Origin of the sequence: Ensifer sp. B1-9 (assembly GCF_050474445.1) — a bacterium.
GTDB lineage: Bacteria > Pseudomonadota > Alphaproteobacteria > Rhizobiales > Rhizobiaceae > Ensifer.
Map to the genome: position 1 here is coordinate 66,246 of NZ_JBCHVG010000011.1, position 17,492 is coordinate 83,737.

Sequence of the window (17,492 nt, forward strand, 5' to 3'; positions counted from 1 at the left end):
TGTTCCGCCCTAGTTTGCCTTCCGTAGCCGCCTCGGAAGAAGCACGATGAAACGTGCGCCTTCGCGGAAGGTGGTGTCAAGCCGGATCGAGCCGTCGTGGCTTTCGGCTATCCGTTTGGCCAGAGCCAGACCGATCCCCGTGCCGCCATAGACCGATTCATCCTTGTGCAGCCGCTGGAACACCTCGAATATCCGTGTCGAAAAGCGCGGATCGATGCCGATGCCATTGTCTTCGACCACCAGTTCGACGATCTGATCGGCGACGCCGCCCTGAATGCGGATCACCGGCTGGCGGTCGGCGTGCCGATACTTGACCGCATTGCCGATCAGGTTCTGGACCAGGCGGCGAAGCAGCTCCGGATCCCCATCCACCTCCGGCAGGTCGCCGATCTCGAAGGTTGCCTGCGCTTCCTGCACGTCGCCGGCAAGCATCGTCAGCGTCTCGGCGACGATGTCCGCCAGCCGCACCTTTGTCCATTGGCTGATCCGGTGCGCGATCTGCGCATAGTCGAGCAGGCTGTCGATCACCCTGTTCATCCGCTTCACGCTGTCGCGCAGATGACGCGCATTCTCGGCGAGTTCGGCCTGGTCGCCTGCTGCCAGATCGTCCTCGATCATCTCCGAGAACATGGAGATGTGTCTTAGCGGCGCCTTCAGGTCGTGAGAGACCGTAGCCGTAAACTGATCGAGCGCCTCATTCTTGTGTTCGAGTTCCTGCCGCTGGCGTTCGAGCGCCAGCTCGGCGCGCTTGAGATCCGTGACGTCGACGCGCGCGACGACGGTGTTGCCGTCCTTCGCCTTGATGTTCTCCACGCGCAGCCAACGATCTTCGGCATAGCGGTAGATTTTGGGGCGACCATCGGGGTGACGAAAATCGCGCAGGCGCGAAGCAATCCACTCGTCGCCTTCGCGGGTGCCCGGCAAGGCATCGGGATAGTGGCCGCCCTGTCGCCCCAGAAGCAGAATCTCCTCGGCGGTAATGCCGGGCTTCAGCGCAGCTCCTGCCGGCCCGCAGATGGCCTGATAGGCCCTGTTATAGACGACCAGCCGCTCCTGCCGGTCGAAGATGGCAAAGCCCTCGGGCATCGCTTCCAGCGCTGCATTGAGCATCTCGGAAGCCTTCTGCCGCTCGCCTACAGCCTCGGTCAAATCCGAAACGTCGCGGATGATGCCGATGAGCGCCAGTTCCTCGCCCTGGTCGTCGAGCAGCGGCGTTGTGCGGAGGTGGCCGGAAAAGGTTGATCCGTCGCGCCTGACATAGAGATAGTTCGACGTCCGGGCGGCGGTTTCATCGACGCGCGCCGCGCGGTTGCGCAGGCGCTTCTCATATTCCGCGTCATTGGCGTAGATCAGCCGCACCGAGCGGTCGATGAACTCTTCGGCGGGATAACCGAATTGGCGAAAGGCGGCATTGTTTGCGGAGCGGATAATCCGTTCGGCGTCGACGATGATCACGGGATCGGGAAAGGCCTCGTAGAGCGCCTTGAAGACGAGATCCTCATTGAACGCCGCCATGCCCAATCCCCTGTTCCATGTCCGCGCATCTCAGCAGAAAAAAGGCCCGGCGAAAACCGGGCCGACCTATCCGTTTGAAGGAACAGAGAAACTTAGTTGGCACGCACCACGGCGTCACCGCGCGCGGCGAGTGCCGCGAGGTCGGCGGGCTTCAACTCGACCGATTCGCCGCAGCCGCAGGCGGATGTCTGGTTCGGGTTGTTGAAGGTGAAACCGGAACGCAGCGTCGTGACTTCGAAATCCATCTGCGTACCCAGCAGGTAGAGCACGGCTTCCGGCGCGACCCAGACCCTGGCGCCCTGATGTTCGATCAGGTCGTCCTTCGCATTGGGCTCGGTAACCAGATCGACGGCATACTCCATGCCTGCGCAACCGCCCTTCTTGATGCTGACGCGAATGCCCTTGGCATCGGCGCCGGCGCCTTCGACAATCGAACGGACGCGGTCGGCGGCAGCATCGGTCAGGCTCATAACGGCAAAGCCCATGGGCTCATTCTCCTTGTCGTCACCGGGGTAAAGGCCCGGCGCCTTACAGAATCAAATGTAGTATCCGTGCCTTGACGGATCAATACGCAGCCGGCTCAGTACCAACCGACCGCGACCTGTGCCTCCTCGGACATGCGGTCCGGTGTCCACGGCGGATCGAAGGTCATCGAGACTTCGACGCCCGATACGCCCTCGACGGCGCCGACGGCATTCTCGACCCAGCCCGGCATTTCGCCGGCCACCGGGCAGCCCGGCGCGGTCAGCGTCATGTCGATCTTGACCATCCGGTCATCCTCGATGTCGATCTTGTAGACGAGGCCGAGTTCGAAGATGTCGGCCGGGATTTCCGGGTCGTAGACGGTCTTCAGTGCGGCGATGATATCGTCGCTGAGACGCGCCAGTTCCTCGGCCGGGATTGCCGAATGCACGATGCCCTCGCGAACATCGACCTTTTCTTCCGTAGCATCAAGGCTCATATCGGCCTCCTGGGCTTTCTCTTTTGGTTCAGAAAATTCCGAGAACTCTTTGAACCTTTTATCAATTTCTTAGTCGAAGAATTTGCGCGCATGCTCCAGCGCGTCCGCCAGCGCGTCCACTTCGGCCCTTGTATTATAGAGGCCGAAAGATGCACGGCATGTGGAGGTAACACCGAAGCGTTTCAAGAGCGGCTGGGCGCAATGCGTGCCGGCGCGAACCGCGACGCCTGCGCGGTCGATCACCATCGATACGTCGTGCGAATGGATGCCGGCAATCTCGAAGGCAAAGATGCTGCCCTTGTCAGGCGCATTGCCGAAGACCCGCAGCGAATTGACGGCCGAAAGACGCTCGCGCGCATAGGCGGTCAGGTCGGCCTCGTGTGCCTGGATCGCTGCGCGGCCGAGCTTGTCCATGTAGTCCAGCGCGTATCCGAGACCGATCGCCTGCACGATCGGCGGCGTGCCGGCCTCAAAGCGATGCGGCGGATCGTTGTAGGTGACGTAGTCCTCGGTCACCACCTCGATCATCTCGCCGCCGCCGAGAAACGGCCGCATCTCCTTCAGCCGATCCATCTTGCCGTAGAGCACGCCGACGCCGGACGGACCGTACAGCTTGTGGCCGGTCATCACGTACCAGTCGCAATCGATATCCTGGACATCGACGGGCATGTGAACGGCGCCCTGACTGCCGTCGACCAGAACCGGGATGCCGCGTTCGCGGGCGATGCGGCAAATCTCTTTGACCGGAACCACGGTGCCAAGGGCATTCGACATATGGGTGATGGCGATGAGCTTGGTGCGGTCCGTCAGGCACTTGACGAAATCTTCGAGGTGGAACGCGCCGTTGTCGTCCACCGGCGCCCAGACGAGCTTGGCGCCCTGCCGCTCGCGGATGAAGTGCCAGGGAACGATGTTGGAGTGGTGCTCCATGATCGACAGTACGATCTCGTCGCCCTCGCCGAGCTTTGGCATGCCGTAGCCATAGGCGACGGTGTTGATCGCTTCCGTCGAGGATTTGGTGAAGATGATGTTGTCGGGCGAAGGGGCGTTCAGGAAGCGACGCACCTTCTCGCGCGCTGCCTCATAGGCTTCCGTCGCGGCATTCGACAGGAAATGCAGGCCACGATGCACGTTGGCATATTCGTTGGCATAGGCATGGGCCACCGCATCGATCACCACCTGCGGTTTCTGCGCCGATGCGCCGTTGTCGAGATAGACAAGCGGCTTGCCGTAGACGGTTCGCGACAGGATCGGAAAATCCTTGCGGATCGCTTCGACGTCGTAGGCGGGCACCGGTACAGAGTGTTCCATGTCTTTCAATCCAATTGCCCTACAGCGCCGCGCGTCTTCCAGGACGCGCCAGCTCGCTGTAACTTGTTGAACCGCTGCATAATTTTATCCTTAAATCGATGCCGAATTAAGGAATTACGCAGGAGCCGCTCAGGCGTGCTTGTCGAGCCAGGTCGAAATGACGTCTTCGAGTGCCTCGACCACCGCTTCGTGGTCTTCCAGCTCTTCGACGATCTCGGCGACGAAGGCGTTGACGAGCATCGCCCGTGCCTTGTTCTCCGGCACACCGCGCGCCATCAGGTAGAAGAGCTGGGTGTGATCGATGTCGGCAACCGTTGCCCCGTGACCGCACTGAACGTCGTCCGCGAAGATCTCCAGCTCCGGCTTCGCCGACAGGTCGGCATCGTCGGAGAGAAGCAGCGTGTTGCACGCCATCTTCGCGTCGGTCTTCTGGGCGTCCTTGGCGACCAGGATCTTGCCCTGGAACACGCCCTTGGCGCGGTCGAAGACGACGTTGCGGATGATCTCGGTCGAGGTCGTGTGCGGCACGTTGTGGCCGAGCGTGAAGGTCACGTCCGTGTGGCTTTCGCCGCCGAGCAGGTTGATGCCGCGCAACTTGAGATCCGCGCCCTCGCCGCTCGTCTTGCCGTGGATCTCCTGACGCACCAGCTTGCCGCCGGCGTTGATGATGAAGAGATGCAGCTTGGCATTCTTGCCGAGATCGAAGCGGATCTGGCCGAGATGGGTATCGGCAGCGCCCTGCTGCTGCAGGATGATCCAGATGACATCGGCACCTTCGGCAAGTGTCACGTCGCTGACCGACGAGACGAAGCTCTCGGCGTCATCAGTCGAAAGATGGCGCTCGATCACCGTTGCCTTGGAGTTGGCACCGAAAGCGACCGGGAAGCGCGTATGCGCCTGGCCGAGGCTCTGCACCAGCTGGATTTCCAGCGGGTCCTCGAGTGCCGTTTCAGCGGCGACGTCGATTTCGAGACCACCGCGAACGAGGCCGCCATTGATGCGGCCGATCGCGTCGTCAAGGCCGAGCACGGCGAGGCCGGCTGCCGCCGAACCGTCGAGCAGGCTGTCGACATAGGAACGCACGGTCACACCTTCAGGCAGGCTGCCCTTGACCTCGGCGCGGCCGTTGCGGACGGAAAGCACGGTCGAGCCCGGAACCAGCGCGTCGACGCGATCGGCAAAGGCCGTCGGATCGGCGTCCGGGACGGCGCGCAGCAGCGTCCGCAGGTCGGTATAGTGCCAGGATTCGACCCGGCGGGTCGGCAGACCGGCGGTCTTGAGTTCGTGCACCAGCGTGTCGCGCACCGAAAGCACCGAGCCGTCACCCGGCAGATCGCCGATCTGCGTCGTATAGGCATCGACGAGCGCCGTTTCGGCAGCCGTCATCTTGATTGCCTGTTGCATATTCATTCGAACACTCCTTCAACAGGCGTCAGGCCGCGGCCCCGATGATGTCCGCGTAGCCGTTGGCTTCGAGTTCGTGCGCCAGCGTCTTGTCGCCCGACTTGATGACCTGGCCCTTGTAGAGCACGTGCACGGTGTCGGGAACGATGTAGTCGAGCAGGCGCTGGTAGTGGGTGATGACCACGACGGCGCGGTCCGGCGAACGCAGCGCGTTGACGCCGTCGGCGACGACCTTCAGCGCGTCGATGTCGAGGCCGGAGTCGGTTTCGTCGAGCACGCACAGCTTCGGCTCGAGCAGCGACATCTGCAGGATCTCGGCGCGCTTCTTTTCACCACCGGAGAAGCCGACGTTCAGCGGACGGCGCAGCATTTCCGGAGCGATCTTCAGCTCGGCTGCCGCTTCCTTGACGCGACGCATGAATTCCGGCGTAGTCAGTTCGTCTTCGCCGCGATATTTGCGCTGCTCGTTCATCGCCACCTTGAGGAACTGCATGGTGGCAACGCCGGGGATTTCGACCGGATACTGGAAGGCGAGGAAGATGCCCTTGGCCGCACGCTCGGATGCGTCGAGCTCCAGGATGCTCTCGCCGTTATAGAGGATGTCGCCTTCGGTGACTTCATAGTCTTCGCGGCCCGAGAGGATATAGGAAAGCGTCGACTTGCCGGAGCCGTTCGGGCCCATGATGGCAGCGACTTCGCCGGCCTTCACGGTCAGGTTCAGGCCACGGATGATTTCGGTGCCGTCTTCGGCGATACGGGCGTGCAGGTTCTTGATTTCAAGCATTTCTATCGTCCTCTTGGGAAGCGAATGTCTGTTCGCGCGCAAACGCGGTGCGCGCCATTCAATATTCAGTTCAAGGCCTTAGCCGACCGAGCCTTCGAGCGAGATGCCGATCAGCTTCTGCGCCTCGACCGCAAACTCCATCGGCAGCTCCTGGATCACTTCCTTGACGAAGCCGTTGACGATCAGTGCGATCGCCGCCTCCTCCGGAATGCCGCGCTGCAGGCAGTAGAAAAGCTGGTCCTCGGAAATTTTCGACGTGGTCGCCTCGTGCTCGAACTGTGCCGTCGAGTTCTTCGCCTCGATATAGGGCACGGTATGCGCGCCGCACTTGTCGCCAATCAACAAGGAGTCGCACTGGGTGAAGTTGCGGGCGTTCTCGGCCTTGCGGTGGGCCGAAACCTGGCCGCGATAGGTGTTTTCCGAGACGCCGGCAGCGATACCCTTGGAGATGATGCGGCTCGACGTGTTCTTGCCGAGGTGGATCATCTTGGTGCCCGAGTCGATCTGCTGGTGGCCGTTCGAGACCGCGATCGAATAGAACTCGCCGCGCGAATTGTCGCCGCGCAGGATGCAGGACGGATATTTCCAGGTGATCGCCGAACCGGTTTCAACCTGCGTCCAGGAAATCTTGGAGTTCTTGCCGCGGCAATCGCCACGCTTGGTGACGAAGTTGTAGATGCCGCCCTTGCCGTCCTTGTCGCCCGGATACCAGTTCTGCACCGTCGAATACTTGATCTCGGCATCATCGAGCGCGACGAGCTCGACGACGGCCGCGTGAAGCTGGTTCTCGTCGCGCTGCGGTGCGGTGCAGCCTTCGAGGTAGGACACATAGGCGCCCTCGTCGGCGATGATCAGCGTACGCTCGAACTGGCCGGTGTTCTTCTCGTTGATGCGGAAGTAAGTCGAAAGTTCCATCGGGCAACGCACGCCCTTCGGCACGTAGACAAAGGAACCGTCGGTGAAGACCGCGGAGTTCAGCGTCGCATAGTAGTTGTCGGTCGTCGGAACGACGGAGCCGAGATACTTCTGCACGAGGTCTGGATGTTCACGGATCGCCTCGGAGATCGACATGAAGATCACGCCGGCCTTCTTCAGCTCTTCCTTGAAGGTGGTGACGACGGAGACGCTATCGAAGACGGCGTCGACGGCGATCTTCGACTTCTGCACGCCCGCGAGGATTTCCTGTTCCTTCAGCGGAATGCCGAGCTTCTCGTAGACCTTGAGGATTTCGGGATCGACTTCGTCGAGCGACTTCGGACCCGTCGTGCCCTTCGGGGCGGCATAGTAGTAGATCTCGTTGAAGTCGATCTTCGGATAGCTGACACGGGCCCAGGTCGGCTCTTCGAGCGTCAGCCAACGGCGATAGGCACCAAGACGCCACTCGAGCATCCATTCCGGCTCGTTCTTCTTCGCCGAAATGAAGCGAATGATCTCTTCCGAAAGGCCCTTCGGCGCCTTCTCGACCTCGATATGCGTCTCGAAGCCGTATTTGTACTGGTCGACGTCGATCTGACGGACCTGATCAATGGTTTCCTGCACGGCAGGCATGTCGTTCTCCAATCTCGCCGGATCCAAGGTCCGGCAGCTTGTCAACACGATGCGAACGTGGCGCACCGCTTATGTAATGGCTAAAAGGCGCTTTTCACCCTGTTTGCCAAGCGGAAAATTGCTTTTCCGCAATTTCGTCCCATCGTCCCGCCTCAAGCCGCCTGTCCCGGCGCCCGGCGTCTTGCTGCTACCTTTGCGAAAGCGGCGGCGCAACGTTCGATTTCAGCCGCCGTCGTCGTTTCGCCGATCGAAATTCTGAGCGCCCCCTGGCGCGGATCGTAGCCCATCGCCGTCAGCACGTGGCTTTGCCCCACCTTGCCGGACGAACATGCCGATCCCGCCGAAAGCGCGACGCCTTCGAGGTCGAAAGCGATCTGCCCCGTCTCTGCCTTCAGGCCAGGAAGTGTGAAGAAGATCGTGTTGCCAACGCGCGAAATGTCACGGCCGTGAATGACCACATCGGCAGCCGCCGCCAGCATCTCGCTTTCAAGCTTGTCGCGCAACGCGGCAATCGCGCTCATCCGCTGGCCGACACCTTCGCCGGCCTTCCGGGCGGCTGCGGCAAAGCCGGCGATCGCCACCGAATTTTCGGTGCCGGAACGGTGTCCCTTCTCCTGCCCACCGCCGCGGATCAGCGGTGCGGGCATCATAACCTCGCCGCGCGCCACCAACGCGCCGGCGCCCTTCGGGCCACCGAGCTTGTGCGAGGAGAGAATGAGGAAATCAGCTCCGGTCTCTTCGATAGCAAGCGGCACGCGGCCGGCAGCCTGCACCGCGTCTACGACGAGAACGCCGCCATGGGCGCGAACGATCTCGGCGACTTCGGCGATCGGCTGGATGATGCCGGTCTCGTTGTTGACCAGCATGACGGCAACCATCGGCAGGCCGAGCTGGCGGTCATGTGCCGTCAACAATTCACGAAGCGCCTGGAGATCGACAATGCCGGCAGGCGTCACCGGGATTTCGCAAACGGCTTCGGGCGGAAAGCGTCCGCCTTCGCGCACTGCCGGGTGTTCGATCGCCGATCGATAGAGCCGGCCGATCTTGAGCGGCGTGCGGCCCATGCGGAAATCGGGCGTCAGCACCAGGTTGGCCGCTTCCGTCGCGCCGCTGGTGAAGATGACGCTTGCCGCTTTTGCCCCGCAAAGGGCGGCCACATCGCGGCGGGCGTTTTCGATCAGCGTTCGCAGCGCGCGGCCTTCGCCATGGACGGAAGAAGGGTTGCCGACGAGGTCGAGCGCCGACAGGCAGGCCTCGCGCGCTTCGGTGAGAAGCGGCGCCGTGGCGTTCCAGTCCATGTAGATGCGCGAACCCGACATGATTTCCTTCGCTAGAACAACAGGCTGCGAGCCGGCAACCTCTGGCGATGCATTTTCCTTGAATTTTCCGCGTCGCTTGCCTTATGAGACGAAGCACAAGGCGGAATGCCCGCACAGAAGTTTTGAACGGTTCTAAACTAGGTTTTAGAAAAGCTGACTGCTTTCGTCAAGACTGATCGCGATCTGAAACCAAGATTCGAACCAGGAACACTCCCGGAGAGCCAATGCCCGAAATCATCTTCAACGGACCCGCTGGCCGCCTAGAAGGCCGCTATCAGCCTTCGAAGCAAAAGAGCGCGCCGATCGCCATCATCCTGCACCCGCATCCGCAGTTCGGCGGCACGATGAACAACCAGATCGTCTACCAGCTCTTCTATATGTTCCAGAAGCGCGGCTTCACCACCCTCCGTTTCAACTTTCGTGGCATCGGGCGCAGCCAGGGTGAATTCGACCACGGCGCCGGCGAACTGTCGGATGCGGCGTCCGCGCTAGACTGGGTGCAGAGCCTCCATCCGGATTCGAAGAGTTGCTGGGTTGCCGGCTATTCTTTCGGCGCGTGGATCGGCATGCAGCTCCTGATGCGCCGTCCGGAAATCGAGGGTTTCATGGCCGTGGCGCCGCAGCCGAACATCTACGACTTCTCGTTCCTGGCGCCCTGCCCGTCGTCCGGCCTGATCATCAACGGCGATTCCGACAAGGTCGCGCCGGAGAAGGACGTGAACGGTCTCGTCGAGAAGCTTAAAGCCCAGAAGGGCATTCTCATCACCCACCGCACCGTTCCCGGCGCTAACCACTTCTTCAACGGCCAGGTCGAAGGCCTGATGTCGGAATGCGAGGACTACCTCGACCGTCGCCTGAATGGCGAATTGACGCCGGAACCGGCCGCCAAGCGCATTCGCTGATCGCTTGAGAGATTGAACAATAGGGCCGCGCGTTCTTCGGAACGCGCGGCCCTTTTCGTTTCAGGTCAGCCTTGCGGGCGGCAGACCCACTGCGGTACGGACGGATTGACGACCGTGGTCGGCGTCTCGCCGCATTCGACCCGGTTGCGCCCGTTTGCCTTGGCCGCGTAGAGCGCCTTGTCGGCGCGCTGCATCACGGGATCCAGCGCCTCGCCGCTGCCGGCGGCCGTGACGCCGAAGCTTGCCGTCACGCGCGCCGCCTCGGGCAGGCCAGCGATCTGCTGGGACATGATGGCGGCGCGCATGCCATGGGCGACGACACGCGCTTCCGACAGCTCCGTACAGGGCAGAAACACCGCGAACTCCTCACCGCCGAGGCGGCCAGCCACGGCACGGTTCGGCATGACGTCCATCAGCACCCGCGCGAAATGGCGGATCACTTCGTCGCCGGCAAGGTGGCCGTAGGTGTCGTTGACCAGCTTGAAGCGATCGAGGTCGGCGAGGATCAGCGTGCCCGGCGTCTGGGTCTCGCGTGCATGCAAGAGCGGTATGACGCGGTCCATGAAGCCGCGACGATTGTAGAGCCCCGAAAGAAGATCGATTTCCGAGCGGGCCTGCGCGTCGTCGACGATGTCCTTGACCATGACGCCGAGCATGGCCAGGCCCGCCCCAACGATCAGCATCGCACCAAGTGCCTGGGAAATGAGCGCAAACGAGCTCGAAACATAATCCTGGGCGGTGGCGCCCGAGCCGGCGGCAACGGCGGCATAGATCTTCACGAGATAATAGGCCGCGGACAACGCCAACAGCCCGAAGAGCACCCGGTCGAAAAAGGAGCGGCGTCCCGAGCGGATTACCACGGATGCGGTCCACGCCTGGATCAGAAAGAAAGGCATCTGGTAGGGGATGGCGTGCTGCCAGGTGCCGCGCGGCAGGTCGTAGATTGCCACGTCCAGCGCGACGCCGGCGAGGAAACACGCGCCAAGCACGGTCCAGCGCACCGGAAGCCCATAAAACCGGCCCAGACCAAAACGCAGAAGGCAGAAGCCGCCGAGCACAGAGGCGAAAGCACCGATGGCGAAGAGCCGTGGCGTGGACGAGAAGGGAATGATCGCTTCACAAACGGCCGAAAGCGAGGCGACGGCAAAACCGGCCGCACACCACAGTGCCGCGGAACGCTGACGGCTCTTCACGGCGATGGTGAGGAATGCGACCGTGTAAATCTGCGCAATGATGAAATTCACAGCCAGCAGAGAAATCGCACCACCCATCGAAGAACCCGAAACCTTCGTATTGCGAGCAAGCCGCCTTCGCCACCTCCGACGGTAGCGGCTGCCGATGCTAATTGGCCGATGCGAAAATTTGATTAATCCGTTCGGTGGATAGCCTAAACACTGTTTCGGACCTCTCAGCGAAGAGGTCTGGCGACTTGTTTTCCACCCGTGACCGGCTGGCGGACACCGGTCGTTCCCGGATAGGTCAGCGGCAGCCCTTGCAGCGAGCGGACGGCAAGGTACGCCCAGGCCTCTGCCTCCATGGAATCACCATTGAAGCCGGCGTCCTCCGCCGGCAGAACCGTAGCGCCCTCAGCCTCGGCGAGCGCCGCGAGATCGCGCATGATCACCGGATTAAGGCGGCCCCCGCCGCAGACGATGTAGGTGGATGGCCGCTGCGGCAGGTGTCCGGCCGACTTGAGGATCGCGGCCGCGGTCACATGGGCAAGCGTCCGGGCGCCGTCGGCAAGGCCCGCGTCGCTTCCCGCCGGCGGCACGAAATCGTTTCGGTCGAGCGAGCGGCGCTGTTTCGCGGTGAAAAAAGGATTGGCGAGGTAGCGCTCTGCAAGATCGGGAAGAACGGCCCCCTCGCTCGCGACCATGCCGCCCTGGTCAAAGGGAATGCCGGCATGGGCTTCGACCCATTGATCGATCAACGTATTGCCCGGGCCGCTGTCATAGGCGACGAGCGTCTCGCCGGCACCGATGAAGGTCAGGTTGGAGATACCGCCGATGTTGACGAAGACGACCGGCGCCGCAAGGCCGGCTGCGCCACGCGCCAGAGCGGCGTGATAGGCGGGGATCAGCGGCGCACCCTGCCCGCCATGCACCATGTCGTTGGCGCGCATGTCGTAAACGACGTCGATACCGGTCTCGCGGGCAAGCAGCGGCCCGTCACCGATCTGCACCGTCAGGGCCTCGTCAGGGCGATGCAGCACGGTTTGGCCGTGGAAACCGATCACGTCGATATCCGCCGGCGGCAGATTGTTTTGCTGCAGGAAGGCTTTGACCGCTTCGGCATGCCGCAGCGTCAGGTCGCGCTCGAGCTCCGACAGCGCGCCGGGTCTTTGGTCCCGTTGCGTGATCGTTTTCGCGTCGACCAATCCCTGCTTCAGCCGATCGCGAAAGCGGGCGTCATAGGCAAAGCCGGCAGAGGGGCCGCGCTCGACGATGGTGTCGCCGTCGGTCCTCAGCAGCGCGACGTCGATGCCGTCCATGCTCGTGCCGCTCATCAGGCCGATTGCCGTTCTTGTCCGTGCCATGCCGTCAACATTTCCAGAATCACTTTTGGAGTGATTATGCGCGGAAACAGTGCTAAACGCCCGTTCGTTCAAAAACTTCCCCGCAAGAGAGACAGATTATGTCCGGTTTCAAGTCCGATTTCCTTCACACCCTCAGCGAGCGTGGCTTCATCCACCAGATCTCCGACGAGTCTGGTCTGGATGAACTGTTCCGGAAGGAAACCGTGACGGCCTATATCGGCTTCGACCCGACCGCTCCGAGTCTGCATGCCGGCGGTCTCATCCAGATCATGATGCTGCACTGGATGCAGGCGACCGGCCATCGCCCGATCTCGCTGATGGGCGGCGGCACCGGCATGGTCGGCGACCCGTCCTTCAAGGACGAGGCGCGGCAACTGATGACGCCCACGACGATCGAAGCCAACATCGCCAGCATCAAGACGGTCTTCTCCAACTACCTGACCTACGGCGATGGCCCGAAGGACGCGTTGATGATCAACAACGCCGACTGGCTGCTCGGCATCAACTACCTCGAATTCCTGCGCGACGTCGGCCGTCACTTCTCGGTCAACCGCATGCTGTCCTTCGACAGCGTCAAGATGCGGCTCGATCGCGAACAGTCGCTGTCGTTCCTCGAGTTCAACTACATGATCCTGCAGGCCTACGACTTCGTCGAGCTCTACAAGCGCACCGGCTGCCGCCTGCAGATGGGCGGTTCGGACCAATGGGGCAACATCGTCAACGGTATCGACCTCGGCCACCGCATGGGCACTGAGCAGCTCTATGCGCTGACCTCGCCGCTGCTGACGACCTCGTCGGGCGCCAAGATGGGCAAGTCGGTCAACGGAGCGATCTGGCTGAACCCGGATATGCTGTCTGCCTATGACTTCTGGCAGTACTGGCGCAACACCGAAGATGCCGACGTCACGCGGTTCCTGAAGCTCTACACGACCCTGCCGATGGCCGAGATCGAGCGCCTTTCGAAGCTCGGCGGATCCGAGATCAACGAGGTCAAGAAGATCCTGGCGACGGAAATCACCGCCATGCTGCACGGCCGCCCGGCCGCCGAGCAGGCCGCGGAAACCGCCCGCAAGACCTTCGAGGAAGGTGCGCTGGCCGAAAACCTGCCTTCGGTCGAGATCCCGACCGCCGAGCTGGAAGCGGGCCTGGGCCTGCTGACGCTGATCGTGCGTGCCGGCCTCGCCGCGTCCAATGGTGAGGCCCGTCGCCATGTGCAGGGCGGCGCCATCAGGATCAACGACGAGGCTGTCAGCGATGAGCGCCGCGTGATCGGCACCGGCGATGTGACCGCCGACAATGTCGTCAAGCTGTCGCTTGGCAAGAAGAAGCACATCCTCGTGCGCCCGGCTTAAGCCGAGGCATCCCACGATCGATCCAAAGGGCCGGCCCTACAGCGCCGCGCGTCTTTGTAAGACGCGCAAAGGTCGCTGTAGCACTTTGAAGTGCTGCATGTTTTGTCCTTAAATCGGCGACGATTTAAGGAACATGCAGTGCGCCGGCCTTTTTCATTGGAACTCGAAGATGCTGCGGAAGACACCCGGCGCGATGATCGACAGGGGGTTGATCGTCAGCTTCGGCTGATTGAAGGGACCGTTGAGCTTGAAGGTGATGCCGAGCAGGCCACGGTCGCGGCCATTGCCGAGCAAAACGCCGATCAGCGGCAGTTCGCCGAAGATGCGGTTCAAGCCGTAGGCGGGCATGAAGGTGCCGGTCATGTCCATGATGCCGTTATTGTCGCGCACCGTTCCCTGGAACGTCGCACCGACATCGGTCCCGCGCAACACGCCGCCATCGACGCGGATCGCGCCGCGGTCGAGGGCGAGCTGGGCAAAGCCTCGCTCGAAGCGGGCCGAACTCACGTCGATGTCGCGGCGAACGGCCTGGTTGAGGCTTCGCCCGTCGGCGCCCGTCGGCGTCGACACCATCGATTGCAGGCGTTGCTCGCCGACGAGCTGGAACTTGCGGATATCGACGCTGCCGCGCCAGGAGCGTCCCCCACGATCACGCAGTTTCAGATTGAGCAGGCCGCCGCGCATGTTCTGGTAGATATCGGCGAAGCGCGCCAGCGCCCCGGCGTCGCCAGCGGTCAGCTCGAGCGTGTTGTCGGCGCCGGCCTTGGCGAGCCGGGCGACGAGGGCCTGGCCGCTGCCGGTAACCGCCGAAAGGTTGACATCCTCGATCTGGCTGCCGCGCTCGGCGTAGACCAGGTTCACGTTCGACAGCGCCTCGCCGTTGAAGCCGGTAACGCGATCGAGTTGGGCCTTGATCGTGATGTCATCGCCTCCGCCCTGGCCCTGGTCGCTCCCCGCTTTCATCTGCGCAAGGATCGGCCTGATGTCCGCCGCCGCGCCGCTGAGCGTCGCCGTATAGCCACCCTTGCGGCGGTCGACCGAGACCCTGAAATCGTCGCCCTGGGCCAGGCGGACGTTGTCGAGGCGGGCGGAGACCAGTCCGCCGCCATCCACCTGCAGGCCACCCCGTGCCCCGAATCCGTCTCCGGCGACGGCAAAATCGTCGATGACAACGGTGTCGTCGGATTTGCTCGCCGTGAAGCGCGCTTCCGCCGGGATTCCGGCTCCCTTGCTCCAGCCGATCCATGGCAGGGACAGAGCGGCCTTTGCGAGCCCGATCTTCGCCTCGACCCGATCCTGATCGCCAATCGTCACGTCGGCGCTGATCGGCCCGGACACGATCTTCGACAGGCCCGGCGCCAGCTTCTGCCAGACGTCCTGGTCCAGGATGCCCGAAATTTGACGCGAGCGTTTGACCTTCGAATCGCTGTCGACCGGCTCCGTCAAGGCGATGCTGACCTTCGCGCCCTCCAGGCGCGCGTCGGCATCGAGCACGGCCTGCTGGTTATCGACCCGGAACGTCCCGACGAGGTCGGAAACGGGCCGGCCGTAGAACGCCCTGCTGACGCTGACCTTGTCCAGTTGCATCTCCACCTGCCACAGCGGCTTGGGTGGGTGCTGGTCCGAGATCAGGCCGAAGCGCGCGCCGACAAGCGCGGTGAGAGGACCGCTGAAGTCGTCGGGCAGCAATGATGTCTTTTGCAATGCCTGGATCGGTTTGTAGGTGACGAGCTCGGCAATCGCGTCCGCGGCACCCCCAACCTCGATCTTCATCTCCGCCATCAGCGGCTTGGTGTAGACATCGGGAAGGATGAAATCGCCGCCTTTCAGTGCCACGGACCGTCCAGACGGGAAATAAGCGGTGCCCTGCCCGATCTCGACCGTCATGCGCTGGCCGCTCAGCTTGAACTTGCCGGAGGTGTCGCGCAGCGGCGGTATCTCGCCGGTGATGTTGATGCGGGTGTCGTCGATGTCGAAGTTGATGTTGAGCTCCTGCTCGTTGAGCTTCAACTCCCCTTCGTTATTGGCAATTCGTCCTTCGGCAACCGACACTTCGATGCGCGCATTGGTGACGATGCCGCCGAAGAGGTTGCCGATTGCCCAGCGGCGCGCGCCTTTCGCGAGCCACCACGGCCACAATTGCTTGACCGCCGTTGCTTCCATGCGATCGCTGACCGCGGCAAAGCTGATCTGCGGCGAGGTGTTGCCGAAAGCGACCGAAAGCGAACCGTACATCGAGCCGAGAGGGCTCGACACGGCGAGCTGGTCGAAGATCAGCCGGTGAGTATCCGAGGTGAACCGGCCGCTTGCCTTGGCATCGAAGGTCAGCGGCTGCTCGGCGACGTCTTCCGGAGCCGAGCTGGCGTTCTTCAGAAGAAGATCGATCGCGAAGCCCTTGTCCGTGACGCCGGCAAGTTTGTCGAGGTCCATGACGGCGCCGGTAAACGGAAAGGTCGACCGACCGATCTTGACCACCGACGGCAGGATTTCGACCGAGGCGCGCCCGAAATCATAGGCGATGTCCATCTGCGACGGATTGAGCGTCGAGACGAGGCCGCCCGCATGGAATGTACCCTTGGAGGTCCGCACCGCCACGCGCAGATCCGGCTTCGCCTCCCCGGCTGCCCGTGTCGCCTTCAGCGTCAGCCCTGCCGTTGCGTCGATGCCAAAGGCCTGCTCCGCACCCGACTTGCCGTGATAGAAGAACGGCGCGAGCGGCAGGTTGGTGATCGCCGCGTCAAAGCCCGTCACGTGCCCCTTTTGGCCAAGGGCATCGGCATTGATATCGACGGCAACGCCATCGACGGTGGCGCTGCCCTGCACGCTCATGGAGCCGCTTGCGTCCCGGCTGAATTCGAGCGCGGAGGCCACGACCGGAACGACGTGGTTGCGGGCGCCGACGACGGAGAAGCTGAAGTCGGAGAGCGTTACGGTCTGGCTGCCTCTCCCTGCAGCCATCTGCGACATACGGTCGACATGGGAAAACAGGGCCTCGAGAGCATCACCAACATCGGCGATCCGGATCTTGGTAAGATCGAGCGGTTCGCCCCGTGGAAGCAGGCCAGTATCGAAATCGCCACCTTCCGCTTCCAGGCGGGAGACGGCGATGTGGCCCGTCATCAGTGACAGCGGGTCGAGTGCGATCGAGATCGAACGAAGCTTTGCGACGGGTTGACCGGTTGCCGTTTCGCTGAGGGCCACCTCCCGAGCCTTGAGCGCAATCGCGCCGCTTGCCGTCATGCGCACCACCGTGCTGCCGACGTCGGCGCGGTAGGCGCTGCCGAGCGCGGCATTGAGGGCGGTCCGGGCACGCGCGTTCAGCGTGCTGTCCATCATCCCGCTTTCGATCCCGGTTACGAGGATCGCACCCAGGATGAAGGCAAGCAGCGATATGGACAGGGCAATCTTGGCACACAGACGCAAGGGAGAACCCTTGCGCGGTGCGTGCACGATAATCGGATCGTGAGCCTGCGCCGAAGGCAACGCATGCAGCGCGACGATGTCTTTCTTGCGAAAGCCGACTTTTTCGCCGCGGATCTCACTCATCAGCGCGGACGTCCTCCGTTCGATACGAGCGTGTTCGCCGTCCTCTTTGTCTCGTGTTCGGGACAGCCGCTTCTCGCTTCCTGTAGACCACATGTCCTCGTGCCGAGTCACCAAGCGACGCGGGAGTTGCTGTGGAAAGCTACCACAACGGGAATCGCGCGTGCGGGCGACAGCAACGTTTCGTAGCGGCCTGTGCCGTCCGAAAGCTGTCGAATCTAGCACAAATGCGCTGGACGGCAGTCGACGATTTTCGATATGCCCTTAAGCGCCGCACGTCCTTGAGAGACGTGCAAAGGTCGCTGCAGCGCTTTGAG

The 17,492-nt window shown here is 62.5% G+C and carries 13 protein-coding genes; 2 read left to right on the top strand and 11 right to left on the bottom strand.

The genetic code is table 11. The annotated features are described in order from the left end of the window. Positions 1 to 9: 9 nt before the first annotated feature. From ACQ5BM_RS20935 to ACQ5BM_RS20970, 8 genes are all read right to left on the bottom strand, one after another. Complete coding sequence (locus tag ACQ5BM_RS20935) at positions 10 to 1,515, bottom strand: sensor histidine kinase (protein WP_429815381.1); 1,506 nt, start codon at positions 1,513 to 1,515, stop codon at positions 10 to 12. A gap of 92 nt (positions 1,516 to 1,607) precedes the next feature. Continuing rightward, positions 1,608 to 2,000 carry a Fe-S cluster assembly scaffold SufA gene (gene sufA, locus ACQ5BM_RS20940; protein WP_429815383.1) on the bottom strand — a complete coding sequence of 131 codons (393 nt, stop codon included), beginning with the start codon at positions 1,998 to 2,000 and terminating at the stop codon, positions 1,608 to 1,610. Positions 2,001 to 2,095: 95 nt separating this feature from the next. After that, positions 2,096 to 2,476, bottom strand: coding sequence for an SUF system Fe-S cluster assembly protein (locus ACQ5BM_RS20945; protein ID WP_173516578.1), 381 nt, complete (start codon positions 2,474 to 2,476; stop codon positions 2,096 to 2,098). Positions 2,477 to 2,545: 69 nt separating this feature from the next. Next, positions 2,546 to 3,787: a cysteine desulfurase gene (locus tag ACQ5BM_RS20950; protein WP_429815385.1), complete on the bottom strand. Its 1,242-nt coding sequence runs from the start codon at positions 3,785 to 3,787 to the stop codon at positions 2,546 to 2,548. 129 nt (positions 3,788 to 3,916) lie between these two features. Next, positions 3,917 to 5,197 (bottom strand): Fe-S cluster assembly protein SufD, encoded by a 1,281-nt coding sequence (gene sufD / locus ACQ5BM_RS20955; protein WP_429815388.1) that lies wholly within the window; start codon positions 5,195 to 5,197, stop codon positions 3,917 to 3,919. 22 nt (positions 5,198 to 5,219) lie between these two features. Next, a complete protein-coding gene (gene sufC / locus ACQ5BM_RS20960) occupies positions 5,220 to 5,975 on the bottom strand; it encodes a Fe-S cluster assembly ATPase SufC (RefSeq protein WP_173516581.1) in 756 nt (251 codons plus the stop codon). 78 nt (positions 5,976 to 6,053) lie between these two features. Next, a complete protein-coding gene (sufB, locus tag ACQ5BM_RS20965; protein WP_429815391.1) occupies positions 6,054 to 7,523 on the bottom strand; it encodes a Fe-S cluster assembly protein SufB in 1,470 nt (489 codons plus the stop codon). A 152-nt stretch (positions 7,524 to 7,675) separates the two neighbouring features. Next, the gene (locus ACQ5BM_RS20970; protein WP_429815393.1) at positions 7,676 to 8,842 is read right to left on the bottom strand and encodes a cysteine desulfurase family protein; all 1,167 of its coding nucleotides are present in this window, start codon (positions 8,840 to 8,842) and stop codon (positions 7,676 to 7,678) included. A gap of 224 nt (positions 8,843 to 9,066) precedes the next feature. Here ACQ5BM_RS20970 and ACQ5BM_RS20975 point away from each other — a divergent pair, with 224 nt between their 5' ends. Then, the gene (locus ACQ5BM_RS20975) at positions 9,067 to 9,744 is read left to right on the top strand and encodes an alpha/beta hydrolase (RefSeq protein ID WP_429815396.1); all 678 of its coding nucleotides are present in this window, start codon (positions 9,067 to 9,069) and stop codon (positions 9,742 to 9,744) included. 65 nt (positions 9,745 to 9,809) lie between these two features. Here the strand turns inward: ACQ5BM_RS20975 and ACQ5BM_RS20980 are convergent, their stop codons facing one another. After that, the gene (locus ACQ5BM_RS20980) at positions 9,810 to 11,015 is read right to left on the bottom strand and encodes a diguanylate cyclase (RefSeq protein ID WP_429815399.1); all 1,206 of its coding nucleotides are present in this window, start codon (positions 11,013 to 11,015) and stop codon (positions 9,810 to 9,812) included. Positions 11,016 to 11,152: 137 nt separating this feature from the next. Then, positions 11,153 to 12,280, bottom strand: coding sequence for an anhydro-N-acetylmuramic acid kinase (locus ACQ5BM_RS20985; RefSeq protein WP_429815402.1), 1,128 nt, complete (start codon positions 12,278 to 12,280; stop codon positions 11,153 to 11,155). Positions 12,281 to 12,378: 98 nt separating this feature from the next. On the opposite strand from ACQ5BM_RS20985, the gene tyrS reads away from it, so the two are divergent. Beyond that, complete coding sequence (gene tyrS / locus ACQ5BM_RS20990) at positions 12,379 to 13,632, top strand: tyrosine--tRNA ligase (protein WP_429815405.1); 1,254 nt, start codon at positions 12,379 to 12,381, stop codon at positions 13,630 to 13,632. 153 nt (positions 13,633 to 13,785) lie between these two features. Here the strand turns inward: tyrS and ACQ5BM_RS20995 are convergent, their stop codons facing one another. Beyond that, positions 13,786 to 17,178: a DUF3971 domain-containing protein gene (locus ACQ5BM_RS20995; protein ID WP_429815407.1), complete on the bottom strand. Its 3,393-nt coding sequence runs from the start codon at positions 17,176 to 17,178 to the stop codon at positions 13,786 to 13,788. Positions 17,179 to 17,492: the final 314 nt, after the last annotated feature.